General features: G+C 64.0%; 25 protein-coding genes. 13 read left to right on the forward strand and 12 right to left on the reverse strand.

Annotated elements, in window-relative coordinates:
* Positions 1 to 2: 2 nt before the first annotated feature.
* Positions 3 to 842 (reverse strand): tryptophan 2,3-dioxygenase, encoded by an 840-nt coding sequence (kynA, locus tag JQ604_RS05435; RefSeq protein ID WP_212354058.1) that lies wholly within the window; start codon positions 840 to 842, stop codon positions 3 to 5.
* Positions 839 to 2,032 (reverse strand): kynureninase, encoded by a 1,194-nt coding sequence (kynU, locus tag JQ604_RS05440; RefSeq protein WP_212354060.1) that lies wholly within the window; start codon positions 2,030 to 2,032, stop codon positions 839 to 841. Before kynU ends, kynA begins: the two co-directional genes overlap by 4 nt.
* A gap of 158 nt (positions 2,033 to 2,190) precedes the next feature.
* On the opposite strand from kynU, the gene JQ604_RS05445 reads away from it, so the two are divergent.
* Entirely contained in the window at positions 2,191 to 3,024 is an 834-nt protein-coding gene (locus tag JQ604_RS05445) for an alpha/beta hydrolase (protein ID WP_212354062.1), read from the forward strand.
* A 60-nt stretch (positions 3,025 to 3,084) separates the two neighbouring features.
* Here the strand turns inward: JQ604_RS05445 and JQ604_RS05450 are convergent, their stop codons facing one another.
* From JQ604_RS05450 to JQ604_RS05460, 3 genes are all read right to left on the reverse strand, one after another.
* A complete protein-coding gene (locus JQ604_RS05450) occupies positions 3,085 to 4,686 on the reverse strand; it encodes a TRAP transporter large permease (RefSeq protein WP_212354064.1) in 1,602 nt (533 codons plus the stop codon).
* A complete protein-coding gene (locus tag JQ604_RS05455; RefSeq protein ID WP_212354067.1) occupies positions 4,683 to 5,222 on the reverse strand; it encodes a TRAP transporter small permease subunit in 540 nt (179 codons plus the stop codon). Before JQ604_RS05455 ends, JQ604_RS05450 begins: the two co-directional genes overlap by 4 nt.
* A gap of 1,134 nt (positions 5,223 to 6,356) precedes the next feature.
* Positions 6,357 to 6,794, reverse strand: coding sequence for a hypothetical protein (locus JQ604_RS05460; RefSeq protein ID WP_212354069.1), 438 nt, complete (start codon positions 6,792 to 6,794; stop codon positions 6,357 to 6,359).
* Between the two features lie 102 nt (positions 6,795 to 6,896).
* Here JQ604_RS05460 and JQ604_RS05465 point away from each other — a divergent pair, with 102 nt between their 5' ends.
* Positions 6,897 to 7,169, forward strand: a complete 273-nt coding sequence (locus tag JQ604_RS05465) for a helix-turn-helix domain-containing protein (RefSeq protein WP_212354071.1) — start codon at positions 6,897 to 6,899, stop codon at positions 7,167 to 7,169.
* On the opposite strand, the gene JQ604_RS05470 is transcribed toward JQ604_RS05465, so the two are convergent.
* The 4 genes from JQ604_RS05470 to JQ604_RS05485 all read right to left on the reverse strand — a co-directional run bounded on the left by JQ604_RS05470 (position 7,133) and on the right by JQ604_RS05485 (position 9,963).
* Entirely contained in the window at positions 7,133 to 7,282 is a 150-nt protein-coding gene (locus JQ604_RS05470; protein WP_212354696.1) for a hypothetical protein, read from the reverse strand. The two genes, JQ604_RS05465 and JQ604_RS05470, sit on opposite strands and share 37 nt — an antisense overlap.
* Before the next feature lie 98 nt (positions 7,283 to 7,380).
* The gene (gene moaA / locus JQ604_RS05475; protein WP_212354072.1) at positions 7,381 to 8,415 is read right to left on the reverse strand and encodes a GTP 3',8-cyclase MoaA; all 1,035 of its coding nucleotides are present in this window, start codon (positions 8,413 to 8,415) and stop codon (positions 7,381 to 7,383) included.
* 225 nt (positions 8,416 to 8,640) lie between these two features.
* A complete protein-coding gene (locus tag JQ604_RS05480) occupies positions 8,641 to 9,120 on the reverse strand; it encodes a hypothetical protein (protein WP_212354651.1) in 480 nt (159 codons plus the stop codon).
* 159 nt (positions 9,121 to 9,279) lie between these two features.
* Complete coding sequence (locus tag JQ604_RS05485) at positions 9,280 to 9,963, reverse strand: HAD hydrolase-like protein (RefSeq protein WP_212354074.1); 684 nt, start codon at positions 9,961 to 9,963, stop codon at positions 9,280 to 9,282.
* A 224-nt stretch (positions 9,964 to 10,187) separates the two neighbouring features.
* On the opposite strand from JQ604_RS05485, the gene rpiA reads away from it, so the two are divergent.
* From rpiA to JQ604_RS05515, 6 genes are all read left to right on the forward strand, one after another.
* Complete coding sequence (gene rpiA / locus JQ604_RS05490) at positions 10,188 to 10,886, forward strand: ribose-5-phosphate isomerase RpiA (protein WP_212354076.1); 699 nt, start codon at positions 10,188 to 10,190, stop codon at positions 10,884 to 10,886.
* A 23-nt stretch (positions 10,887 to 10,909) separates the two neighbouring features.
* Positions 10,910 to 11,446: a DUF2059 domain-containing protein gene (locus JQ604_RS05495; protein WP_212354078.1), complete on the forward strand. Its 537-nt coding sequence runs from the start codon at positions 10,910 to 10,912 to the stop codon at positions 11,444 to 11,446.
* A 159-nt stretch (positions 11,447 to 11,605) separates the two neighbouring features.
* Positions 11,606 to 12,994: a glutathione-disulfide reductase gene (gor, locus tag JQ604_RS05500; RefSeq protein ID WP_212354080.1), complete on the forward strand. Its 1,389-nt coding sequence runs from the start codon at positions 11,606 to 11,608 to the stop codon at positions 12,992 to 12,994.
* 42 nt (positions 12,995 to 13,036) lie between these two features.
* On the forward strand, positions 13,037 to 13,387 hold the full coding sequence (locus JQ604_RS05505) for a type II toxin-antitoxin system RelE/ParE family toxin (protein ID WP_212354082.1): 351 nt from the start codon (positions 13,037 to 13,039) through the stop codon (positions 13,385 to 13,387).
* A gap of 27 nt (positions 13,388 to 13,414) precedes the next feature.
* Positions 13,415 to 13,708, forward strand: a complete 294-nt coding sequence (locus JQ604_RS05510) for a helix-turn-helix domain-containing protein (RefSeq protein WP_212354084.1) — start codon at positions 13,415 to 13,417, stop codon at positions 13,706 to 13,708.
* Between the two features lie 163 nt (positions 13,709 to 13,871).
* On the forward strand, positions 13,872 to 14,333 hold the full coding sequence (locus tag JQ604_RS05515; protein WP_212354086.1) for a hypothetical protein: 462 nt from the start codon (positions 13,872 to 13,874) through the stop codon (positions 14,331 to 14,333).
* A 54-nt stretch (positions 14,334 to 14,387) separates the two neighbouring features.
* Here JQ604_RS05515 and JQ604_RS05520 read toward each other — a convergent pair whose 3' ends face one another.
* Together JQ604_RS05520 and JQ604_RS05525 are read right to left on the reverse strand one after the other, a co-directional pair.
* Entirely contained in the window at positions 14,388 to 15,116 is a 729-nt protein-coding gene (locus JQ604_RS05520; protein WP_212354088.1) for an SDR family oxidoreductase, read from the reverse strand.
* 45 nt (positions 15,117 to 15,161) lie between these two features.
* Positions 15,162 to 16,202: an acyltransferase family protein gene (locus tag JQ604_RS05525; protein ID WP_212354090.1), complete on the reverse strand. Its 1,041-nt coding sequence runs from the start codon at positions 16,200 to 16,202 to the stop codon at positions 15,162 to 15,164.
* 166 nt (positions 16,203 to 16,368) lie between these two features.
* On the opposite strand from JQ604_RS05525, the gene JQ604_RS05530 reads away from it, so the two are divergent.
* Complete coding sequence (locus tag JQ604_RS05530; protein ID WP_212354092.1) at positions 16,369 to 16,722, forward strand: cupin domain-containing protein; 354 nt, start codon at positions 16,369 to 16,371, stop codon at positions 16,720 to 16,722.
* Between the two features lie 149 nt (positions 16,723 to 16,871).
* Here JQ604_RS05530 and JQ604_RS05535 read toward each other — a convergent pair whose 3' ends face one another.
* The gene (locus tag JQ604_RS05535; RefSeq protein ID WP_212354095.1) at positions 16,872 to 17,798 is read right to left on the reverse strand and encodes an alpha/beta hydrolase family protein; all 927 of its coding nucleotides are present in this window, start codon (positions 17,796 to 17,798) and stop codon (positions 16,872 to 16,874) included.
* Between the two features lie 156 nt (positions 17,799 to 17,954).
* On the opposite strand from JQ604_RS05535, the gene JQ604_RS05540 reads away from it, so the two are divergent.
* From JQ604_RS05540 to JQ604_RS05555, 4 genes are all read left to right on the forward strand, one after another.
* Positions 17,955 to 19,343: a class II 3-deoxy-7-phosphoheptulonate synthase gene (locus JQ604_RS05540; RefSeq protein WP_212354097.1), complete on the forward strand. Its 1,389-nt coding sequence runs from the start codon at positions 17,955 to 17,957 to the stop codon at positions 19,341 to 19,343.
* Positions 19,344 to 19,400: 57 nt separating this feature from the next.
* Entirely contained in the window at positions 19,401 to 19,754 is a 354-nt protein-coding gene (locus JQ604_RS05545; RefSeq protein ID WP_212354099.1) for a diacylglycerol kinase, read from the forward strand.
* Positions 19,755 to 19,773: 19 nt separating this feature from the next.
* Positions 19,774 to 20,919: an NAD(P)/FAD-dependent oxidoreductase gene (locus JQ604_RS05550; protein ID WP_212354102.1), complete on the forward strand. Its 1,146-nt coding sequence runs from the start codon at positions 19,774 to 19,776 to the stop codon at positions 20,917 to 20,919.
* 66 nt (positions 20,920 to 20,985) lie between these two features.
* Positions 20,986 to 22,737 carry an NAD+ synthase gene (locus JQ604_RS05555; protein ID WP_212354104.1) on the forward strand — a complete coding sequence of 584 codons (1,752 nt, stop codon included), beginning with the start codon at positions 20,986 to 20,988 and terminating at the stop codon, positions 22,735 to 22,737.
* Positions 22,738 to 22,814: the final 77 nt, after the last annotated feature.

Below are 22,814 nucleotides of genomic sequence, written 5' to 3' on the forward strand. Positions count from 1 at the left end.
GACTACAACTCGGTCCGCACCTTCCAGAGCTCCGGGAACAGCACGACCTCGAGCATCCTCCGCAAATAGGACACGCCGGAGGTGCCGCCAGTGCCTTGCTTCAGGCCGATGATGCGCTCGACGGTGGTGACGTGGTTGAAGCGCCAGCGGCGGAAATAGTCCTCGAAATCGACCAGCTTTTCCGCGAGCTCGTAGAGCATCCAGTGGGTTTCCGGCGACGTGTAGATCGTCTTCCAGGCGGCCAGCACCTTGTCGTTTTCGGTCCGCATCGTGCGCCAATCGGTGCGCTGCGCGTCCGCGCCGATGTCGAAGCCGTTGCGGCCGAGCAGCAGGATGGCTTCGTCATAGAGGCTCGGTGCAGCCAGGATCTCCTCCAGCTTCGCGACGATGTCGCCGCGATGATCGTGCGGCCGAAGCATTGCGAGATTGCGGTTGCCGGCGAGGAATTCGATCGCGCGGTACTGGTAGGACTGGAAGCCCGAGGACTGTCCGAGCCGGTCGCGAAACTTGGTGTATTCGCTCGGCGTCATCGTGCGCAGCACATCCCAGGCATTGTTGAGCTGCTCGAAGATCCGCGCCATCCGCGACAGCATCTTGAAGGCGGACTCGAGCTGATCGCCGCGGATCGCCCGGATCGCCGCGCGGATTTCGTGAACCGCAAGCTTCATCCAGAGCTCGGAGGTCTGGTGCTGGATGATGAACAGCAGCTCGTCATGCGCATCCGAGAGCTGCTTCTGGGCGCCGAGCACGAGCTCGAGGTTGAGATAGTCGCTGTAGGACATGCGGTCCGCAAACGACATCTGGGCGCCCTCACTCGAGGGGTCGTAGGGTTTTCTGGTCATGTCACCAAGGCCCTCTTGCGATATTCCGCGGTGTCCCAGCGCCGGTTGGCGAGGATATCAGCGAGGACGTCGACCGCGGCTCGCACCTCGGCCTCGCCGATATAGAGCGGCGTGAAGCCGAAGCGAAGCGCATCCGGCGCTCGGAAGTCGCCGATCACGCCGCGCGCGATCAGCGCCTGCATGATCGCGTAACCCTCGTCGTGACGGAACGACACCTGGCTGCCGCGTTGGCTGCCGTCGCGCGGCGAGGCGAGCGTCAACTCAGGGCAGCGCGCCTCTACCTCGCGGATGAAGAGATCGCCGAGCGTGATCGACGCCTTCCGCACGTCGTCCATGCTGACGCCGTCCCAGACGTCGAGCGCGGCATCGAGCGCGGCCATCGCGATGACGGGCGGCGTGCCGACCCGCATCCGCTCGATGCCTTCGCCCGGACGGTAATCGAGATCGAACGCAAAGGGCGACTGATGTCCCATCCAGCCCGACAGCGCCGGCCGCGCCGTCTCGGCATGTTTGGGCGCCACATAGATGAAGGCCGGCGCGCCGGGGCCGGCGTTGAGATATTTGTAGGTGCAGCCGACCGCGAAATCCGCTTTCGCGCCGGAAACGTCGACGGGGATCGCGCCGGCCGAATGGGCCAGATCCCAGATCGCGAGCGCGCCCGCGTCGTGCGCCTTCCTGGTCAGCGCCGCCATGTCATGGAGGCGGCCGGTGCGGTAATCGACCTCGGTCAGCATCGTCACGGCGATGGTGTCGTCGATCGCTGCTTCGACCTCTTCGGGCGCGACGACCTTGAGCTCATGGCCACGGTCGAGCGTCTTGAGCAGGCCCTCAGCCATGTAGAGATCGGACGGGAAGTTGCCGCTGTCCGACAGCACCACGCGGCGGGATGGATTGAGCGCGAGCGCCGAGGCGAGCGCCTGGTAGACCTTGATCGACAGCGTGTCGCCGACCACCACGGTGCCGTCGGGCGCGCCGATCAGGCGGCCGATGCGGTCGCCGATCCGGCGCGGCTGCACCATCCAGCCGGCGCTGTTCCAGCCCCGGATCAGCAGCTCTCCCCATTCCTCCGTCATCATGCGCTGGACGCGCGCGGTGACGGTGGCGGGCAGGGGCCCCAGCGAATTGCCGTCCAGATAGATCACGCCGGCCGGCAGGCTGAACAGGGATTGTGTCCGCTTGAAATCGGTCATCCGTTTCCCTCACGCGCAAGGGGCAGATAGTGGCATGCCGGGAAATTACTTCAAGCCTAAAATTTATAGGCATGAAATAGATTCTCCTTGGGCGTCGTGGCGCGATGCTATTAGATTCCATCGACCTGGTCGCGGCTGACCATTCAGGATACCGGCCCATGATCTTTCATCAGATTTCCGACTGGAATGACGCCTACGCCAACGGCCCCAACATCCCCGGCGGCGAGCGCTGGCCGGCGGCGTGGGTGCAGCCAGCGCAGGCCTATCGTGATGAACTCGTGGGCAGCGGTCGCGCCACGCTCGATATCGGCTATGGCGACAAGGCGCGGAACCGGTTCGACCTGTTCCGCCCCGAGGGGACGCCCAGAGGCCTCGTCGTGTTCGTGCATGGCGGCTTCTGGAAGGCGCTCGACAAGAGTTTTTGGTCGAATCTCGCGCGCGGGTCCGTCGACAGCGGGTACGCGGTGGCGATGCCGTCCTACACGTTGTGTCCGGCGGCGCGCATTGCCGACATCACGCGCGAGGTCGGCGCCGCGATCGCGCAAGCCGCCGCGATGGTGCAGGGGCCGATGTGTCTCACGGGCCACTCGGCCGGCGGCCACCTGGTGACGCGGATGATCTCGGCGACGTCGCCGCTGCCGGCCGAGGTGTGCGCACGCATCCGCCACACGGTGTCGATCTCCGGCCTGCACGACCTGCGGCCGTTGATGAACACCGCGATGAACGCCGATCTCAGGATCGACGAGGCGGAAGCGTGGGCGGAGAGTCCGGCCTTGCTGCAGCCTCTGCCCGGGGCGCGCGTCACCTGCTGGGTCGGCGGCGCCGAGCGTCCGGAGTTCATCCGCCAGAATGCGCTGCTGGCCAACATCTGGACCGGACTCGGCGCGCGCACCTGCGCCATCGAAGAGCCGGGCAAGCACCATTTCGACGTCATCGACGGTCTTGCCGATCGCGGGCATCCGATGGTGCGGATGTTGTTGTCGGAGGCGTAAGCGCAAGCAAAAACCCCGGAGCGCATGCCCGGGGTTTTTCCTTTCCGAGATGCGGCCGCGCTATTGCTTCGGCTGGCCGAAATCGAGCGGCGGCAGCTCGATCTGCGGCACCTCGATCTTGACCTTATTGAGGTCGACGTCGACCGGCTTGTCGAGCAGGCCGGTGACGACGACCGGGAAGGCGATCACCAGCGCCACCATGATCGCCTGCAGGCCGATCCACGGCATCGCGCCCCAATAGATGTCGGAGCTCTTCACTTCCTTCGGCGCCACGCCGCGCAGGTAGAACAGCGCAAATCCGAACGGCGGATGCAGGAACGAGGTCTGCATGTTGACGCAGAGCATCACGCCGAACCAGATCAGCGCGGCGTCCGCGCCGACCACCGGCGTCAGGATCTTCTGCGCGATCGGCGCGATCATCGGCAGGATGATGAAGGCGATCTCGAAGAAGTCGAGGAAGAACGCCAGGAAGAAGATGAAGAGGTTGATGAAGATCAGGAAGCCCCAGACGCCGCCGGGCAGCGAGGTCAAGAGATGCTCGAGCCAGACGCCGCCGGAGACGCCGAGGAACACCACCGAGAAGCAGGTCGAGCCGATCAGGATGAAGGTGACCATGCAGGTGAGGCGCATGGTGGACTCGTAGCCCTGCTTGATCAGGTCGCGCAGCTCGGGAATCCGCACCGCCTCGAGACACACCCAGACCACCGCCAGATAGGTCACGGCAAAGGCGAGCTTGAAGACCAGGTTCTCGCTGTAGAGGATGGCGACGATGGTGCCGATGCCGGCCGCGATCACGCCGGCGATCATGATCTTGTGGCCGGTCGAGCTGAAATCCTTGTGATGCAGGGCGGCGAGCACGATGGCGCCGACCGCGCCCATGGCGCCGGCTTCGGTCGGGGTCGCAAGGCCCATCATCATGGTGCCGAGCACGACGAAGATCAGCACCGCGGAGGGGATGATGCCCATCAGGCACTTCTTCCACAGCGGCCAGCCGGTCAGGGTGCGCGCCTCCTTGGGCACCGGCGGCACGTGGTCCGGCTTGATCAGGCCGAGCAGGAAGGTGTAGCCGGCGAACAGCATGATCTGGAACACCGAGGGGCCCCAGGCGCCGAGATACATGTCGCCGACCGACTTGCCGAGCTGGTCGGCGAGCACGATCAGGACCAGCGACGGCGGCACCAGCTGCGTGATGGTGCCCGAGGCCGCCAGCACGCCGGTGATGTAGCGCATGTTGTAGCCGTAGCGGATCATCACCGGCATCGAGATCAGCGCCATCGCGATCACCTGCGCCGCCACCGTGCCGGTGATGGCACCGAGGATGAAGCCGACGATGATGACGGAGTAGCCGAGGCCGCCTCTGATAGGGCCGAACAGCTGGCCCATCGAGTCCAGCATGTCCTCGGCGAGCCCGCATCTCTCCAATATCGCGCCCATGAAGGTGAAGAAGGGGATCGCGAGCAGCAGCTCGTTGGAGAGCACGCTGCCGAACACGCGGCCCGGGATCGCCTGCAGGAAGTTGAGGTCGAAGAAGCCGAGATAGATCGACAGGAAGCCGAACGACAGGCCGACCGCGGCGAGCGTGAACGCCACCGGGTAGCCGATCAGCATGGCCAGGACCAGGCCGCCGAACATCAACGGCGGCATCATCTCCAGCGTAATCATTGCGTCGGCCTCTCGTACTTCGCGTCGATCGTTACATAGCCCTGCAGCGCGGCGGCGCGCTTGATCACCTCGGAGACGCCTTGCAAGGCCAGCATCACGAAGCCGGACGGGATGACGAACTTGATCGGCCAGCGCACCAGGCCGCCGGCGTTGGAGGAGATCTCGCCGACCTCATAGGCCTGGTAGAAGAACGGCCAGGACAGATAGGCGAGCAGCAGGCAGGCCGGGATCAGGAAGATCAGCGTGCCGAGCATGTCGAGCCAGAGCTGGGCGCGCTCGGAGATCATCAGATAGAAGATCTCGACCCGGACGTGCTCGTTGCGCTTGAAGGTGTAGGAGGCGCCGAACATCACCAGCAAGGCGAACATGTACCACTGCAGCTCGAGCCAGCCGTTGGAGGAGTAGCTGAACGCGTAGCGGATCATCGCGTTGGCGGCGCTGACCAGGCAGGCCAGCAGCACGAGCAGGTTGCAGACGTAGCCGATCTTCTCGTTGAGTTGGTCGATGGCCGTACTCAGAGCCAGCAATGGACGCATCACGGTCTCCACGGCCACGCCCAGCGCGTGCCTGATATGTTGACGAGCATCACAGCCCCGTCACGCGACAACGCGCGCGGGCACGGCTCACTTCCGGGAGCGATTGCAACGGTCGTCCTCCCCCTCGAAATCCGCTTCCGCCGTCTTGGCTGCGCCTGTCCCGGACGCAGCGGCCTGTTCGGCCGGCTGGCTGAAAGCCGTGGGCACCATTTCAGCGCCTCAACGCGCCGTCAATCGGAAAATGGGCAAATTGACGCGGCCACAAAGGGTTGTCCCGGTTTGGTGAAGTCGATGGCGGTATACTTTTGGGGGAGGGAGAACCGGTCCGGCTGGAGGGGGCAGGGCCTAAGGCGCGTTCCCCGCCGGGATATCGCCACAGGACGATCTGCATCGGCTCGCCCGCTGGCCGATTCGTGCTTAGGGCGTCCGGTGTTTCGCAGTGGCGTTCATGCATGAGGTCTCGTTCTCGCGGCACGATTTGCCCGAGCTTTGCGTTTCGTTTCGCCCCCTCTTGGTAGCGAGGGCGCAGGGAAGACCGGGAGCACGCCGCCCCCGCGGTCTCACGTGCAATGTGCACAAAAAAGTGCGCACGCGAGCATACAGGTTCGGCTGAGACATCCCGGCCTTCCCCGCGCGATGGTCTTACGGCTTATACGTGCTCGCCCTGGTGAGACTCTGCTTTTGTGTCACCATCATCCACGATCGGCTTTGGACCTTTCGCAGACTTGCCACCAGCATCGGGGCGGCAGGCCCACACGACTTCGCCGTCCGCCTCATGCGCGCAACGTCAATCGCACACTCGGCGGCCACCGCATCTCCACCCACGTTCGTGGCGTTCGCGAGCGCCCCTCGTGTCGGGTGAGACGGGGGATATATAGCACTGGTTTGTCATTCTGACAAGACGAAATTTAGTTCGTGGAAGGCGAAATATTTTGCGGCGAGGGACTTGCGCCGTCGGGCAAATCAGTGATCGAATATCGCAGCGAGGACTGTGCGAGCGCCATCACGTGGTAGGGGCAACATGCGACGTGGCTCTGGCGGTAGAATGAGCGGGCAAGCACCCCGTACCTGGCCAATAAGTGTAACCGTAATTCGGCAGCACGAAAGAACGGCGCAACATAAGCCTAGCTAGTGCTAAGCGGCTTCATAGGCATAAATCAACTCTTCCAAAAACTTTCGCTCTTCTGGAAGCTTCTCGGTCGGATCGTGCAACACATTGCGGACGAGATAATATTCTGTTTCGGTTTTTATGTGGCCTCGCTTTTTGATCTTTGCGTAGCTCTTCGAATATCTTCGCCTCAGTTCGGAGAGCGTGATAATGCCGCGACTTCGAAGCTGGGCGTCTAGTTTCACGACGTCCTCATGGTTGAAATGTAACGACATTTCCACACAGTCGTTGATAGCTTGGCGGAGTCCGTTCAAGGCTGCCGTCATGCTCTTTTTCTCCAGAGCTTCAAGGCGCGCTATCGGCAGCTTGTCCGCCGGCAGTCCCTCAGCTTTGAGATATCGCTCAGCATAAAATGAAAGAAAACCTTTCATCTGCGCATATTCTAGCTTGGAGTTGTTCTGCATCGCAGATATCCGCTACGGCGCTAGGATTACGGTGACAGTGCTGGACTGCACCCCTCAAGTGAGACACGATAATTACAGTGACAGGCATTCCGAGGATGACCTGTGGCAAGACGAGCAAAGAAGCGTCAGTTTCCGACGGCTTACAAATTGAAGGCGATCAAGCGGGTGGAGCGGGGCGAAGGCGTCCTCCCTGTAGCCCGCGAGCTTGGAATCTCCCGCAAGATTCTTCATGACTGGATCAAAGCCTGGAACGCCGATGGGCCGGACGGTTTGAACCGGAAGCCCGGACCCAAGCCTGGCCCCCGCAAACTCGAACTTGTAATTTGGACCGTTGAGTTTCAGGGGTGTGGCGGCGGCACGAGCATCCAAATCTGAAAGAGTAGCGCCAGCGTTCCGACAATCGTTCCGACAACGGTGAGAACGACGCGCCCAACGATTTCCATGTCTCGTGGATACATGAGGGGATTGTGGTCGTTGTTATCCTTCATGTGCCGCTCCCAAAATCAAACTAGAAAAGACCGATTTCGGCTGATCGGATTTGACAATGGCCCGGCGCAGATGCAGCGGCAGTCCGGCGATAACCCAATTACCCCCCCGTCACGCTCATATGGCGGCTGACGCTCGGGCGGTTGTGGCGGCGGTCGATGATGAAATCGTGGCCCTTGGGCTTCAGCCCGATGGCGCGATCGATCGCTGCCGCAAGCAGGTCGTTGTCGGCGGAGGCGCGCAAGGGTTTGCGCAGGTCGGAGGCATCCTCGTGGCCGAGGCAGGTGTGCAGCGTGCCGGTGCAGGTGATGCGCACGCGGTTGCAGGACTCGCAGAAATTATGCGTCATCGGCGTGATGAAGCCGAGCTTGCCGCCGGTCTCGCTGATGCGGACGTAGCGCGCCGGGCCGCCGGTGTCGTCGGGCAGGTCCGTCAGCGTGTAGTGCTGCTCCAGCCGCGCGCGGAGCAATGACAGCGGCACATACTGATCGATACGGCCTTCGCCGATGTCGCCCATCGGCATCACCTCGATCAAGGTCAGGCCCATGCCCTTGCCATGCGCCCATTCCATCAGCGAGGGGATTTCCTCCTCGTTCAGGTTCTTCAGCGCCACCGCGTTGATCTTCACCGCAAGGCCGGCCGCACGCGCGGCCTCGATGCCTGATAGAACCTTGTCGATGTCGCCCCAGCGGGTGATGGCACGGAATTTTGCGGCGTCCAGCGTATCGAGCGAGACGTTGACGCGGCGCACGCCGCAGTCGGCGAGCTCGTTCGCGAAGCGCGCGAGCTGCGAGCCGTTGGTGGTCAGCGTCAACTCATCGAGCGCGCCGCTCTTGAGATGCCGCGACAACGAGCGCACCAGGCTCATCACATTGCGGCGGACCAGCGGCTCGCCGCCGGTGAGGCGGATCTTGCGCACGCCCTTGGCGACGAAGGCCGAGCAGAGGCGGTCGAGCTCTTCGAGCGTCAACAGATCGGCCTTGGGCAGGAAGGTCATGTCCTCGGACATGCAGTAGAAGCAGCGCAGGTCGCAGCGGTCGGTGACCGAGACGCGCAGATAGCGGATCGTCCGCCCGAACGGGTCGGTCATCGGACGGAACAATTGGTCAGGAAGCGCTTGCGTCGATCCGCTCATTCACCCTCAGGCCTTGCACTCTTCACGCTCGGCGGCGCCGCGATCGCGGGAGAACGTTCCCGCTAGCATAATCTAGGCATGTTGGCACGCAGTCTCAATGCGTCGCATAAGGATGATCCGCAACATGCCAAAGCCCTATCGCACGATAGGCGAGAGGCATTGTGCGCGATCAAAGTACGACAACGAAAAGCCCGGCGAACAGCCGGGCTCTTGTGCAGTGCAATCTCATTGGCGAGGCGCTGCCGGAGGCGGCGGGGCCGCGGCGGGCGGGGGCGCGGCATTGGGATCGGCCGCGGGCGCAGCGGCGGCCTTCGGCTTCTTCTTTTTCGGCCGCATCGGCTTGCGTGCCGCCTTCGGCGGCGGGCCGGCGGGTTTCAGTTCCGCGAACACCGGATTCGGATCGATCGCGACCGAGGCCGGCGTCGTGAAGTCGCCGGGGTTGCGGGTCACGGCGACGGGCACGGTCACCGGCAGCATCTTCGGCATGTTGAAGGTGACGGAGAAGCCGGCATCGGGCGCGGGCACCGAGACCGAGCAGGGCGTCTTGCAGCCCGGCCCGAGCGAGGTGACGGCGTCGGCGCCCGGCGGCACCGATTCCAGCTGAACCTGCACCGGCTGCGGCGCAGGTTTGAGCGAGTCCCAGGACATTGAGGAACAACCCGCCAGACTGAGCCCGGCGACGGCAATCGCGATGATACGCATGATCCACACTCACTGCGGCAAGCTGCCGCAATCCCCGCGGGGACCATAGGAGGGTGCGACCAAAGGCGCAACCGCCGGGGGCCTCATCGTTAGGAAATGGTTAACGGCAACAGTCGGTTCATGGACATTTCCAAGCAATATCAGCTGCTTGGGTTCATGACCTCAGTCTTTGGTGAGGCTCGCCACCGCCCCCGGCAGATCGCGGAAATGGCTGATCAGCCGGTCCGGCTTGAGTTCCACCATGGGAACGTCGGTGTAGCCGAAGTCGACGCCGACCACGGGGACCTGGGCCCGCCGGGCCACGCCGACGTCGGTGCCGGCATCGCCGACCATGATGGCGTCAGTCAGTCGGCCGCCGGCCCGCGCCACCGTCTCGCGCAGGAAGGCCGGGTCGGGTTTCGCCACCCCGAAGGTGTCGGCACCGCAGATCGCGGCAAAGCGCGGGGTGAGGTCGAGGCGGTCGAGCAGCAGCTTCGACAGCCATTCCAGCTTGTTGGTGCACACCGCAAAGCGGTGGCCGAGTGCTTCCATCTCGTCGAGCGCGGCCTCCAGCCCCTCGAACGGCCGCGAGCCGTCGGCGATGTGCTCGGCGTAATAATCGACGAAGTCCTTGGTCAAATGGTCGAGTTCGCTGACGGTGACCGAACGCCCTTCGACTTCAAGCCCGCGCTCGAGCAGCTTGCGTGCGCCGGCGCCGATCATGTTGCGTGCGGCGGCCAACGGAACCGGCCGCAGGCCTTCGCGATCGAGCACGTAGTTCAGGGCGGCGATCAGGTCCGGCGCGGTGTCGACCAGCGTGCCATCGAGATCGAATACGACGATGCGGGGGGGAGCGGAGGAGGCCATGGTCTCCAGCTATCGGGCGCGGCACCCTGATGCAAGCGAAGATCGCGTCTCGTCCGTGTTCCCACCCACCGACCAAGGTCGGACTGCTGCGAAAAGCGGCCTCGATATTGATCCTGGACAGCCCCTGATAGCGCTGTTCCCACAGACAAAACGACGCTAGATATGCGCCCGCCGGACCGGCCGATCGCGCCCGGATGGGCGCAAGGCGGAGGCTTGGGCGACACGTGGACATGGACGCTTTGAAACGGCAGGCGGCGGCCCGCGCGCTGGAGGAAGTGCGTGATGGCATGAAGCTCGGCCTCGGCACCGGCTCGACCGCCAAGCATTTCGTCGAGCTGCTCGGCGAGAAGGTCGCGGCCGGCTTGAAGGTCGTGGGCGTGCCGACGTCGGAAGCCACGCGCGCGGATGCGATCCGCTGCGGCGTGCCGCTGACCACGCTGGAGGAGATCGACCATCTCGACCTCACCGTCGACGGCGCCGACGAGATCGATCCCGACCTCAATCTGATCAAGGGGGGCGGCGGCGCGCTGCTGCGCGAGAAGATCGTCGCGGCCGCCAGTGATCGCATGATCGTGATCGCCGACGACAGCAAATGGGTCGAGACGCTCGGCCGCTTTCCGCTGCCGGTCGAGGTGATCCCGTTCGGGCTCGCGGCGACCCAGGCTGCGATGGCCCGGGCCTTCGCCGCGGTCGGGGCCTCCGGGCAGATGGTCGTCCGGAAGGGCAAGGACGGTCACGTTTTCGTCACCGATGGCGGCCACTGGATCGTCGATGCCCATCTCGGTCGTATCAATGATGCGCCGCGCCTGGCGGGATTGCTGAACCCGATCCCCGGCGTGGTCGAGCACGGCCTCTTCATCGGGCTTGGCAGCCGCGCCGTTCTGGCCGGCGGGCAGGGAATTCGGGTTGTTGAAAAGCGGTGACGCCGCAAGCGAGGAGAGTTGGAATGAACGGTTTTTCGAAGATCGTGTCGGCCGCGGGTCTGGCGGTCGGGCTCGCCATGGCGGCAGCGCCTGCGATGGCGCAGCAGAAGCAGGAGCCGGTGGCGGCAGCCCCGACGTCTTCGTCTCCGGCAGCGATTGCGGCGGCCACGGAGATTCTGAAGATGAAGAACACCGCCGCGATGTATGCCGGCGCCGTTCCTGGAATCATCGAGAAGACCAAGACCGGGCTGCTGCAGCAGTATTTGAACTACCAGAAGGATCTCAACGAGGTTGCGGTCATCATCGCCAAGAACAACGCCGGCCGGGAGAGCGAGATCAGCGAAGGCATGGCGAAGGTCTACGCCGGCCAGTTTACCGAGCAGGAACTGAAGGACCTCGTGACCTTCTACAAGTCGCCGCTCGGCCAGAAGCTTCTGACCTCCGAGCCCAAGGCGATCACCGCCTCGCTCGGCTTCCTGCAGACCTGGGCCGCGCAGTTCGGTGAGACCGTGGCCGGACAGTTCAAGGTCGAGATGAAGAAGCGCGGCAAGGACATTTGATTCCGCTTGTCACCTCTCCCCGCCTGCGGGGAGAGGTCGAAATTCGCGCAGCGAATTTCGGGTGAGGGGGACTCTCCGCAGAGTTCAATTCGCGGAGATGGCCCCTCATCCCAACCTTCTCTGACAAGGCAGGGAGAGGGAAAAGAAAGAAGGGCTACCATGGCTGAATTCGACGTCGATCTCTTCGTCATCGGTGGTGGATCGGGCGGCGTGCGCGCCGGCCGCATCGCCGCCAACCATGGCGCCAGGGTGATGCTCGCCGAAGAATACCGCATGGGCGGCACCTGCGTGATCCGCGGCTGCGTGCCGAAAAAGCTGTTCGTCATCGGCTCGCACATGAAGGACGAGATCGAGGACGCCAAGGGTTTTGGCTGGACCATTCCGCCGGCCTCTTTCGACTGGCCGACCCTGATCGCCAACAAGGACAAGGAGATCGCCCGCCTTGAGGCGGCCTACACCACCAACGTCGAAAAGTCCGGCGCAAAGGTGGTGAAGACCCGCGCGGTGCTGGAGGATGCGCACACCGTGCGCCTCGGCACCGGCGAGACGGTGAGCGCAAGGTATATCCTGATCGCGACCGGTGGCGCGCCGAACCACGGCAAGGAGATCCCGGGCATCGAGCACGTGATCTCCTCCAACGAGGCGTTTCATTTGACCGAGCTGCCGAAGCGGATCGTGATCCAGGGCGGCGGCTACATCGCGCTGGAATTCGCCGGCATCTTCGCCGGCTACGGCTCCGACGTGACCGTGATCTACCGCGGCGACAACATCCTGCGCGGCTTCGACGAGGACGTGCGCAAGCATGTCCGCACCGAGATGGAGAAGCGCGGCATCACCATCCTGACCGGCTGCACCGTCACTGAGGTGACCAGGCACGGCAAGGATTACACCACGCATCTCTCGAACGGATCGAGCATTGCCTCCGACCAGGTGATGTTCGCGATCGGTCGCCATCCCGCGGTTGCCAATCTCGGGCTCGAGAAGGCCGGCGTTGCGATCAACCCGAAGAACGGCGGCATCCAGGTCGACGCCTGGTCGAAGAGCTCCGTCGACAACATCTACGCGATCGGCGACGTCACCCATCGCCACAATCTGACGCCGGTCGCGATCCGCGAGGGCCACGCCTTCGCCGACACGGTGTTCGGCAAGCGCCCCGTCCAGGTCGATCACGCGACGATCCCGACCGCGGTGTTCTCGCAGCCCGAGGTCGGCACGGTCGGCCTGACGGAAGCGGAAGCGCGCGCGCAAGTGAGCCACGTCGATATCTACAAGACCGACTTCCGCCCGATCAAGGCGACCATGTCCGGCCGCGACACCCGCGTGCTGATGAAACTCGTCGTCGACGGCTCAACCGACCGCGTGCTCGGCTGCCACATCGTCGGCGACGCCGCCGCCGAGATCACGCAGGCGGTCGCGATCGCCGTGAAGATGAAGGCGACCAAGGCCGACTTCGACGCCACCATCGCGCTGCACCCGACCGCGGCCGAAGAGCTGGTGACGATGCGGACGCCGACGGCGAGGTATGTGCGGGAAGCGGCGGCGGAGTAGGGCTGGGTCCAACGGGTCTAGGCTCTGGAACTATGTACGCCAATGGCGTATATAGCCGAAGTGGCTCGACGATTCATCACCGTGGCGGAGACGCCTCTGTTCAGCCGTCAGTCCCTGGATGTTTGGGATGACGCCGAGCGGGAGGCTTTCATTGATTTCATCGCGCGGAATCCCGAAGGAGGGGATTTGATCCCCGAGACCGGCGGTGTGCGGAAGATCCGATGGACGCGCCCCGGAAGTGGCAAGCGTGGTGGCGCGCGGGTGATCTACTTTTACTACAGAAGCGACCGCCCGCTCTATTTGCTGATGGTCTACGCCAAGGCGCGTCAGGAGAACCTGACAGCTGAAGAGAAGAAGGCCATTCGAAAGCTAGCTGCGATCCTGAAAGGCTGAGCGATCGCGCAAGATGGAACAACAAAGATGACCAAGTTTGGCAAGGAACTGATCGAGAGTATGCAGCAGGCGGCAAAGCATGCTGCAGGCAAGAAAGTGCGCGGGCTGCGTGTGTCCAAGGTCGAGTTGCCGGACGTGAAGGCGATACGGCTTGCGTTGCGGATGTCGCAGGATCACTTCGCGGCGGCTTATCGTATTCCACTTCCGACGCTGAGGAACTGGGAGCAGGGCCGGCGCATGCCGGATGCTCCTGCGGCCGCCTATCTGCTGGCGATCAAGCGGCGCCCGAAGGAAGTCATGGAGGCCGTCGCACGGCCATGACCGTCGCCAACCGGCGACGATCACTGCTCCCCCGCAGCTCAATTCCAGGCCGGGCAGGCGCCCGTGTGACGTCCGTCACGGTGGACCCCTGCCAGCCAAGTGTAGATTTGCGACCAGGGAAGGGACGGATAGGCCCGCTGGGCCGCAAACAGGGGAATGATCAATGGCGATGACAGCACATGCCGACGACCATTTCGGTGGAGAGTGCGGCAGGGACCATGACCATAATCTGCGTCGCGCGCGCGTGGCCGGATATGTGCTCCTCGCAGGCCTTTTGCTTGAGGCTGTGTGCGGCATCATCTGGTTTCGTGGCGTCGAGAGCCTGGCTTCGCTCATCGCCGTAACGTTGGTGGCGGGAGGTGTGCTGGGAGAGATCATCTTTGAAAACAGAGCCAGACTTGGCGGACAAGGACTTGGCGGACAAGGACTTGGCCGGCAAGAACTTGACCGGCAAGGGCATCCCCATCGCCGGCGTGCGCCTCACCAGCAGGATTCGCGAGCCAAGGTCGGGCTACAGCTGGTCGGAGACCTAGACGAATTGGAGAGACGTGCACGCGAGCGCCGGGCCGGGCGAACTCCCGCGCCATCGAAATATGCCTTTGCCGGATCCGCCGCCCTGCAATGAGACTTGAACGGCGGGTTACGCTCACGCCAACCCGCCCGACGCCTGCGACATCCCTCACAAATCAAAATTCGTCGGCAGCATCACGACGTCGCGGATGGTCATGCCGCGCGGGCGGGTCAGCATGAACAGCACGACGTTGGCGACTTCGCTGGCCTCCAGCAGGCTGCCGGACTCCCGGGCTTCCCTGAGCTTCTCGGCCGGCCAGTCGGCGAGCAGGGCGGTGATCACGGGACCGGGCGAGATCGCGCCGACGCGGATGCCGTGCTTGAAGACCTGGCGGCGCACGGTCTGGACGAAGCAGTCGATCGCCCATTTCGACGCCGCATAGACCGGCTCCCACGGCGTCGGGAAGTGTGCCGCCAGCGAGCTCGTCACGATGATGTCGCCGGTCTTGCGCGCGATCATGTGCGGCAGCACGTCGTGCACGTTCTTCATCACGACGTTGATGTTGAGGTTCAGCATCCGGTCGATCGCCGATGTGTCGGCATCGACGAGATCGCCGCCGACATAGCTGCCGGCATTGGCGTGGAAGATGTCGAGCTGGCCGGCCGCCTCCAGCACGCGCGGCAGCAGCGTCGCGCAGTCCCTGGGATCGAGCAGGTCGATGACGACGGGGATCACGGCATCGCCATGCTTGTCGCGGAGCGCTGCGAGCGCGGCCTGGTCGCGGTCGATCATCGAGACGCGCGCGCCCGCGGCCAGCATCGCCTCACTGCTCGCCAGCCCAATGCCGGATGCGGCCCCGGTTACGGCGGCAATCTTGCCTTCGAGGTCTCGTGCCATGGATTGTCTGCCCTGGGATTGCACGCGTTGCGCCAGTATAGCGCGTCACGATGCCCGTTTGATCGGGGCATTCTGGCCCGAATAGATCTCGTTCGGCACGGCGGCCCGCGGCGCGTCACGCCGCGCCGGCGAGCGCGCCAGATAATGTCCGAGCCGTATCATCGGCGATTCGATCACAGTGAAGGTCAGCCAGGACACCGCAACGCAAACTGCGATCGAGAGAAAACGCCATGGCTCGGCGGCCCACTCCGGCAGGTGGAATGGCACATACACGACCGAGGCGTAGGACATCACCACGAACACGAGGTAGTGCAGCAGGTAGATCGAGTAGGAGGCATCTCCGGTCCGGACCAGCCAGCTGAAGGGCGCCCGCTCCCAGGGAATTCTGACATGCACCATGCCGGCCAGCAGGGCCGCCATGGCAATCGGCACGGCATAGGGCGTGATGGCCTGCCTCATCACCGCGAGAATGGCGATGCCGATCAGCAGCGGAATCAGCCCGCCGATGCGCGATAGCTCATATCGCGCCATGAACACGAGGACGCCGGCGAGAAAATCCGCCTGCACCGTCGACACCAGATGAAAGGACCAGGGATTGCGGTAGTAGAAGCCGGCTGCTGCGAGGCCGGCCAGAACGACCGCCAGGCCCCACACGCGGCCGATAGGAACGATCAAGGCTGCGAGTGCGTAGAAGACAACTTCACGCTCGAGCGTCCAGCTGACATCATAGGCCGGCGTTCCCTGTTGCGGCAGCAGCGTCATGGAATAGAGGACGTGGGGCCACGAAACGGGGCCGCTCCGTCCCCACCAGATCAGCAGCCCCATCAGGACCAGTGCCGTCCAGTACATCGGATAGAGCCGCAGCAGCCGCTTGATCGCGAATCCCCCAAGCGTGAAGCTCGGTTTTGTCACCACCAGGCAGATGACGTAACCGGAGATGGCGAAGAAGAAGTCGACGCCAAGGAAGCCCCACTGCTTCAACCACGGCACCGGCATCCACGCGGACTCGGGAAAGGCGCCGCGGATCGCCGCATAGGAATGAAAATAAGCAACCGACAACGCGGCGATCGCGCGCGCGGCTTGCAAACCTTCTTCCCTGAGCTCTTGCTCCAAATTTTTGCCCTATCGCCCGGCCACCGTGAATGCCCGGCAAGGTTTTAGAGGGGTGGACAAGTTCCAGCAATAGTCAGACACAAAATACGTGTCCGCTGAAACCCATGACGACAATACGACACTGAACCTGGAGTGCGCCATGACCGGCCGGATCGATCTCGCAGAAAAGTTATCGACGTTCTCCGACCACTGGTCGCCGCGCACCGTCGCGCAGTTCAACGCCTGCGACGTCATGGTGGTGAAGGTGAAGGGCGAGTTCGTCTGGCACAAGCATGACGACACCGACGACTTCTTCCTGGTGCTGAAGGGCGTGCTCGACATCGAACTGCGCGACCGCACCGTGACGCTTCTGCCGGGCCAGATGTACATCGTGCCGAAGGGCGTCGAGCATCGCCCCGTGGCGCGGGAGGAGGTGCATCTGCTGTTGATCGAGCCGACGGGCACGCCGAACACGGGCGATGCCGCGACGGCTGCGGAGCGGAAGCTGGTGTAAGGGTGGTGGTGGCCGCAAGCCGTCATGGCGAGGAACTCGCGATAAAATTGCAAGGCAATTTTGCGCTGAAGCGACGAAGCAATCCATCGCTCCGCATATGCTGAATTATGGATTGCTTCGCTTCGCTCGCAATGACGGTGGAAGGATCGTTACCCCTCCGCCTGCACCCATTCCGCCGCGCCACGCCACAGCGTGTCGCGGTGCTCGCTGCGGAAGAAGCCGAAATGGCCGAGCTTGGGAACGTTGGCGTCCGCGGGGCGGATCGAGATGATGTCGGGTGTGATCGACGTGAAACCCGAGCACAGCAATTCGACCGCGGGCCGCGTCGCCCAGGGATCGTCGGTGATGCTGATGGCGCGGAGTTTTCCTTTGAACTTTGCAAAATTCTCGCGCGCAGTGAGGCTGGGGTCGTCGAGCAGATAGCGCGGGCGCATCACCCAGCCGACCCATTGCTCGAAGACGCCCTTCGGCAGGTCCATGCCGAGCCCGGCCCAGCCGGGCATATAACCCATCACCTTCGTCAGCGGCAGCCCGACGCCGTTGAGCATTGCGACCACGCGATAGCGCTCCGGCGAGGCCATCAGCTTCCAGTAGCCGGCTTGGGAAGCGATCAGCAGCGCGCGCGAAACTTCCGTGTTGTTGGCAAGCAGCCCGAGCGCCTGGCCGCCGAAGGAGTGGCCGACATAGGACAGCGGCATGTCGCGATAGCGCTCGCGCATCCAGCGCACCGCGGCGGTGACATCGAGCGCCGCCCAGTCCGACATTGTGGCTTTGAAGCCGACCAGCGATTTCGGCGGATTGTGGCCGGTCATCGACGGCTGCCGGCTGTCGCCGGTGCCGCGATAGTCATAGGTCAGCACCGCGCAGCCGCGGCGGGCGAGATAGCCGGCAAAGCCGCGATAGAGTTTTCGCGGGACGGCGGTCGCGGAATTGATCAGCACGGCATGGCGCTTGGCGCCGCGCGGCAGGAACAGCGTCGCGCCCAGGGGATAGCCGTCCATCGCCGGCACGACGATCTCGTCGACGTAGACGTCGTCGATGGCGGCCTCGGCCACGATCTTTCCCTGGGCATTCATGGTAGGCTCTACCAAATGCGAATTCGGCTTCCACTGCAAGGTCTTGACGAGATTGCCGGAATTCGCCCCTAGCGGCGCGGGGAGAGCCTGTGTATAACCCGGCCCTTCCCGGATTCTTGCGGATAAGTTGCGGTTTTTGCTTGAGGAGTTGACGTCATGTCCGAGCGGTGGACACCCGACAGCTGGCGCGCCAAGAAGGTGGTGCAGGTGCCTGATTATCCCGACGCCAAGGCGCTGGCCGACGTCGAGGCGCAGCTTGCGACCTTTCCGCCGCTGGTGTTCGCGGGCGAGGCGCGCAATTTGAAGAAGGCGCTGGCGCGGGTTGCGGCCGGCGAGGCCTTCCTGCTGCAGGGCGGCGACTGCGCGGAGAGCTTTGCCGAGCACGGCGCCAACAACATTCGCGACTTCTTCCGCGTGCTCTTGCAGATGGCCGTCGTGCTGACCTATGCCGGGGCGCTGCCGGTGGTGAAGGTCGGCCGCATCGCCGGACAATTCGCCAAGCCGCGCTCGTCGCCGACCGAGAAGCTCAATGGCGTGGAATTGCCGAGCTATCGCGGCGACATCGTCAACGACATCGCGTTCACGCCGGAAGCGCGCATCCCCGATCCGCAGCGCCAGCTGATGGCCTATCGCCAGTCGGCCGCCACGCTGAACCTGCTGCGCGCGTTCGCGACCGGCGGCTTCGCCAATCTCGGCAGCGTGCATCAGTGGATGCTCGGCTTCCTGAAGGATTCGCCGCAGTCCCGCCGCTACAAGGAACTCGCCGACCGCATCTCGGATGCGCTGAACTTCATGCAGGCCTGCGGCCTCGATCTCGAGAGCCATCCCGAGTTGCGCTCGACCGATTTCTACACCAGCCATGAGGCGCTGCTGCTCGGCTATGAGCAGGCGATGACCCGCGTCGATTCCACGACCGGCGACTGGTACGCGACCTCGGGCCACATGATCTGGATCGGCGACCGCACCCGCCAGCTCGATCACGGCCATGTCGAATATTTCCGCGGCATCAAGAATCCGATCGGGTTGAAGTGCGGTCCGTCGCTGAAGGGCGATGAACTGCTGAAGTTGATCGACATCCTCAATCCCGACAACGAGCCGGGCCGTCTCACGCTGATCAACCGCTTCGGCAATGAGAAAGTCGGCGATCATTTGCCGGGCCTTATTCGCGCGGTGCAGAAGGAAGGGCGCGTCGTGGTGTGGTCGTGCGATCCGATGCACGGCAACACCATCACCTCGACCTCGGGCTACAAGACCCGCCCGTTCGACAAGGTGCTGTCGGAGGTGAAGTCGTTCTTCCAGATCCATGCGGCCGAAGGCACCCATGCCGGCGGCGTGCATCTGGAGATGACCGGGCAGGACGTCACCGAATGCATCGGCGGCGCCCGCGCCATCACCGACGAGGATCTCAACGACCGCTATCACACGGTCTGCGATCCCCGCCTGAATGCCGAACAGTCGATCGACATGGCCTTCCTGATCGCCGAACTGCTGAAGCAGGAGCGCGCCGGCAAGGCCAAGCCGATGCCGGCTGTCGCAGGGCTGTAACACTTTCTGGTAAGAAGACTTGCAGGGCAGTGACAGGTTTTACGGGGCAGTGACACTGTGCTGAGGTTCTGGCGGGCGACCCTCAATTCGCGCAACGGGCTGGCGTTCGCGATCAAGTCGGAGCAGGCGATCCGCGAGGAGGTGGTGGCGCTTGTGCTGTCGCTGCCGCTCGCCTGGCTGATCGGCGCCACCATGATGCGTCGCGTCGAACTGGTCGCCACCGTGATGCTGGTGCTGGTGGTCGAACTCCTGAACACCGCGATCGAGAAGCTCGCCGACCGCCTGACCATGGATCACGATCCGCAGATCGGGCGGGTCAAGGACATGGGCTCGGCCGCCGTCGGCGTCGCGCTGATCATGACCGGGCTGTTCTGGCTGTTCGCGCTGGCGGAACGCATGGGGCTGATCTGACCCGGAAGGCCGCGTCACCATGAGCGCCAACACAGCGATCAAACTTGCGGTGATCGGACGTGGCCTGATCGGCGCGGCGGCGGCGCGACATCTGTCCAAGCTGGGCCATCAGGTCGCACTGATCGGGCCAGATGAGCCGGCCAGTTTTGCGCGCCATGGCGGCGTCTTTGCCAGCCACTACGATGAAGGCCGCATCACGCGGCGTTTCGATTCCGAGACATTCTGGCGGCAGGCGAATTGCGCGGCGATAGCGCGCTACGGCGAGATCTCGGCCGAAAGCGGCGTCGAGTTCTACCGGGAAGTCGGTTGCCTTCACGTCGGCGCCAAGGAAAGCAGCGACGCCACCGCCACCGGCAAGATCGCCGCCGAGGCCGACATTCATTGTGAGGTCTATGATGACGCTGATCTCGCGGAGCGGTTTCCGTATCTGGGATCGACGGCTGGAATGCGCGGGCATTTCGAGCCGCGGCATGCCGGATACATCAGTCCGCGCCGCCTGGTGCGGGCGCAGACGATCGCCGCGGAACGTGCCGGTGCTGAAATCATCGACGAGCCGGCGCGGGCGATTTCGGAAACCGGCTCCGGTGTGACGATCCGGACGAGATCGGGCGACGTCGCGGCCGAGCGCGTTCTCGTTGCCGCGGGAGGGCACACCCAATCGCTGCTCGGGAGGTCATTGGGCTTCAAGGTCTATGCGCGCACCGCGGCGCTGTTTCGGCTCGGCGCGGCGGAGGTTCAAAGGCTCGACGGCATGCCGTCGATGCGTTGCTTCGGGCCGAAGGGCGACAATCCCTACATTCTGCCGCCGATCGTCTATCCGGATGGGCAAAGCTGGCTCAAGCTCGGCGGCGATCCCGTTGATGTCGCGCTCGAGAGCGAGGCTGATATCAAGGACTGGTTCCGCTCGGGTGGATCGGCTCAGGTTGCGGATCGGCTGCAAACACAGATCCTCGCCCGCATTCGCGACCTCAAATTCGAAGAGCGCCGCGTCGTGCCCTGCATGACCACCTTTGGCGAGTCGGGCCTGCCTTTGATCGGCCCGCTGTCGGAGCGCGTCACGGTGGCAACCGGGTGCTACGGCAAAAGCGCGAAATGTTCGGACGAATTGGGCCGGTTGGGTGCAATGGTGTTGCTCGGCGAGGTCCAGCCGGAGCTCGCACCGTGATTTCTGCAATCACGCCATGATCCCGGGCCCATTGAAGTTTGTGCTCATGCGGAGCAAATTAGAGGGATGAGCGAGCAAACGATCAAGATCACCCTGGCGCAACTCAATCCGACGGTCGGCGACGTCACCGGCAACGCCGCGAAAGCGCGCGCCGCGCGCGAACGGGCGAAGGCCGATGGCGCCGATCTGGTCGTGTTCTCAGAGCTGTTCATCGCCGGCTATCCGCCGGAAGATCTGATCCTGAAACCAGCGTTCCAGTCGGCCTGCCGCGCCGCAGTCGAGGAGCTGGCGCGCGAGACCAGAGATGGCGGACCGGCGGTGCTGATCGGCACGCCCTGGGTCGAGGACGGCAAGCTCTATAACGCCTGCGCGCTGCTCGACGAAGGGCGCATCGCCGCACTTCGCTTCAAGGCGAATTTGCCGAACTACGGCGTGTTCGACGAGAAGCGCCTGTTCGCGCGCGGGCCCGCGTCGGGCCCGGTACCAGTACGCGGCGTGCGCATCGGCATTCCGATCTGCGAGGACATCTGGCTCGAAGAGTCCGAGGAATACGAAAACGTCGTCGAGTGTCTCGCCGAGAGCGGCGCCGAGATTCTCGTTGTGCCGAACGGCTCGCCCTATGCACGCGACAAGAATGATTTGCGGCTGTCGATCGTCGTCGCCCGTGTCACCGAGAGCGGGCTGCCGCTGATCTATCTCAACGAGATCGGCGGGCAGGACGAATTGATCTTCGACGGCGCATCCTTTGCGCTGAACGCCGACCTCTCGGTGGCAGCCCAACTGCCGGCGTTCGAGGAGAACATCACGACGCTGACCTGGCACAAGACCGCCGACGGCTGGCGCTGTTCGGGACCGATCGTGCCGGTGCTGGAAGGCGACAAGGCTGACTACGCGGCCTGCGTGCTGGGCCTGCGCGACTACGTCCGCAAGAACGGTTTTCCCGGCGTGCTGCTCGGCGTCTCCGGCGGCATCGACTCGGCGCTGTGCGCGGCGATCGCGGTCGATGCGCTCGGCGCCGACAAGGTGCGCGGCGTGATGATGCCGTTCCGCTTCACCGCGCAGGTCTCGCTCGATGACGCGGCCAAGCTCGCGACGGCGCTTGGTTTCAGCTACGAGGTGCTGCCGATCGCGGACGCCGTGAACGGGTTCGAGAAGATTCTGGCGCCGGTGTTTGCCGGACTCGCGCGCGACATCACCGAGGAGAATCTGCAGGCGCGCGCTCGCGGCACGCTGCTGATGGCGATCTCCAACAAGACCGGCGCGATGGTCGTGACGACGGGCAACAAGTCGGAAATGTCGGTCGGTTACGCCACGCTGTACGGCGACATGAACGGCGGCTTCAACCCGATCAAGGATATCTACAAGACCGAAGTGTTCCGCCTGTCGTTCCTGCGCAACGAGTGGAAGCCGGACGGCGCGCTCGGGCCGTCAGGCGAGGTGATCCCGGTCAACATCATCACGCGTCCGCCGACCGCGGAGTTGCGCGAGAACCAGACCGACCAGGACTCGCTGCCGCCCTACGACATGCTGGATGCGATCCTCGAGCGCCTGGTCGAGCGCGAGGAGCCGCTAGCCTCGATCATCGCGGCCGGCTTCCCGGCCGACGTGGTGACGCGCGTCGACCGCCTGCTCAACATCGCCGAGTACAAGCGCCGCCAGGCCGCACCGGGCGTCAAGGTCACGCAGAAAAACTTCGGCCGCGACCGCCGCTATCCCATCACAAACCGCTTTCGCGACACCGGCAAGATCCTGCCCGCGCCCGACGAGACGCTGGTGACGCGCGCCAGCCGTGCGTCGGCGGAGGCGTTCGACGGGTAGCTAAGCTATAGCCGCGACGGGACTCTGCTCCCTCTCCCGCTTGCGGGGGAGGGCGGGGTGGGGGTGTCTCCGCATCG

The sequence above is a fragment of the Bradyrhizobium jicamae genome (assembly GCF_018130695.1).
GTDB lineage: Bacteria > Pseudomonadota > Alphaproteobacteria > Rhizobiales > Xanthobacteraceae > Bradyrhizobium > Bradyrhizobium jicamae_B.

What these genes read in the sequence shown, in the direction of transcription:
- kynA (WP_212354058.1), bottom strand. Translation starts at nt 842, where the DNA reads ATGACCAGAAAACCCTACGACCCCTCGAGTGAGGGCGCCCAGATGTCG.
- kynU (WP_212354060.1), bottom strand. Translation starts at nt 2,032, where the DNA reads ATGACCGATTTCAAGCGGACACAATCCCTGTTCAGCCTGCCGGCCGGC.
- JQ604_RS05445 (WP_212354062.1), top strand. Translation starts at nt 2,191, where the DNA reads ATGATCTTTCATCAGATTTCCGACTGGAATGACGCCTACGCCAACGGC.
- JQ604_RS05450 (WP_212354064.1), bottom strand. Translation starts at nt 4,686, where the DNA reads ATGATTACGCTGGAGATGATGCCGCCGTTGATGTTCGGCGGCCTGGTC.
- JQ604_RS05455 (WP_212354067.1), bottom strand. Translation starts at nt 5,222, where the DNA reads ATGCGTCCATTGCTGGCTCTGAGTACGGCCATCGACCAACTCAACGAG.
- JQ604_RS05460 (WP_212354069.1), bottom strand. Translation starts at nt 6,794, where the DNA reads ATGCAGAACAACTCCAAGCTAGAATATGCGCAGATGAAAGGTTTTCTT.
- JQ604_RS05470 (WP_212354696.1), bottom strand. Translation starts at nt 7,282, where the DNA reads ATGAAGGATAACAACGACCACAATCCCCTCATGTATCCACGAGACATG.
- moaA (WP_212354072.1), bottom strand. Translation starts at nt 8,415, where the DNA reads ATGAGCGGATCGACGCAAGCGCTTCCTGACCAATTGTTCCGTCCGATG.
- JQ604_RS05485 (WP_212354074.1), bottom strand. Translation starts at nt 9,963, where the DNA reads ATGGCCTCCTCCGCTCCCCCCCGCATCGTCGTATTCGATCTCGATGGC.
- JQ604_RS05495 (WP_212354078.1), top strand. Translation starts at nt 10,910, where the DNA reads ATGAACGGTTTTTCGAAGATCGTGTCGGCCGCGGGTCTGGCGGTCGGG.
- gor (WP_212354080.1), top strand. Translation starts at nt 11,606, where the DNA reads ATGGCTGAATTCGACGTCGATCTCTTCGTCATCGGTGGTGGATCGGGC.
- JQ604_RS05505 (WP_212354082.1), top strand. Translation starts at nt 13,037, where the DNA reads ATGGCGTATATAGCCGAAGTGGCTCGACGATTCATCACCGTGGCGGAG.
- JQ604_RS05510 (WP_212354084.1), top strand. Translation starts at nt 13,415, where the DNA reads ATGACCAAGTTTGGCAAGGAACTGATCGAGAGTATGCAGCAGGCGGCA.
- JQ604_RS05515 (WP_212354086.1), top strand. Translation starts at nt 13,872, where the DNA reads ATGGCGATGACAGCACATGCCGACGACCATTTCGGTGGAGAGTGCGGC.
- JQ604_RS05520 (WP_212354088.1), bottom strand. Translation starts at nt 15,116, where the DNA reads ATGGCACGAGACCTCGAAGGCAAGATTGCCGCCGTAACCGGGGCCGCA.
- JQ604_RS05530 (WP_212354092.1), top strand. Translation starts at nt 16,369, where the DNA reads ATGACCGGCCGGATCGATCTCGCAGAAAAGTTATCGACGTTCTCCGAC.
- JQ604_RS05535 (WP_212354095.1), bottom strand. Translation starts at nt 17,798, where the DNA reads ATGAATGCCCAGGGAAAGATCGTGGCCGAGGCCGCCATCGACGACGTC.
- JQ604_RS05540 (WP_212354097.1), top strand. Translation starts at nt 17,955, where the DNA reads ATGTCCGAGCGGTGGACACCCGACAGCTGGCGCGCCAAGAAGGTGGTG.
- JQ604_RS05550 (WP_212354102.1), top strand. Translation starts at nt 19,774, where the DNA reads ATGAGCGCCAACACAGCGATCAAACTTGCGGTGATCGGACGTGGCCTG.
- JQ604_RS05555 (WP_212354104.1), top strand. Translation starts at nt 20,986, where the DNA reads ATGAGCGAGCAAACGATCAAGATCACCCTGGCGCAACTCAATCCGACG.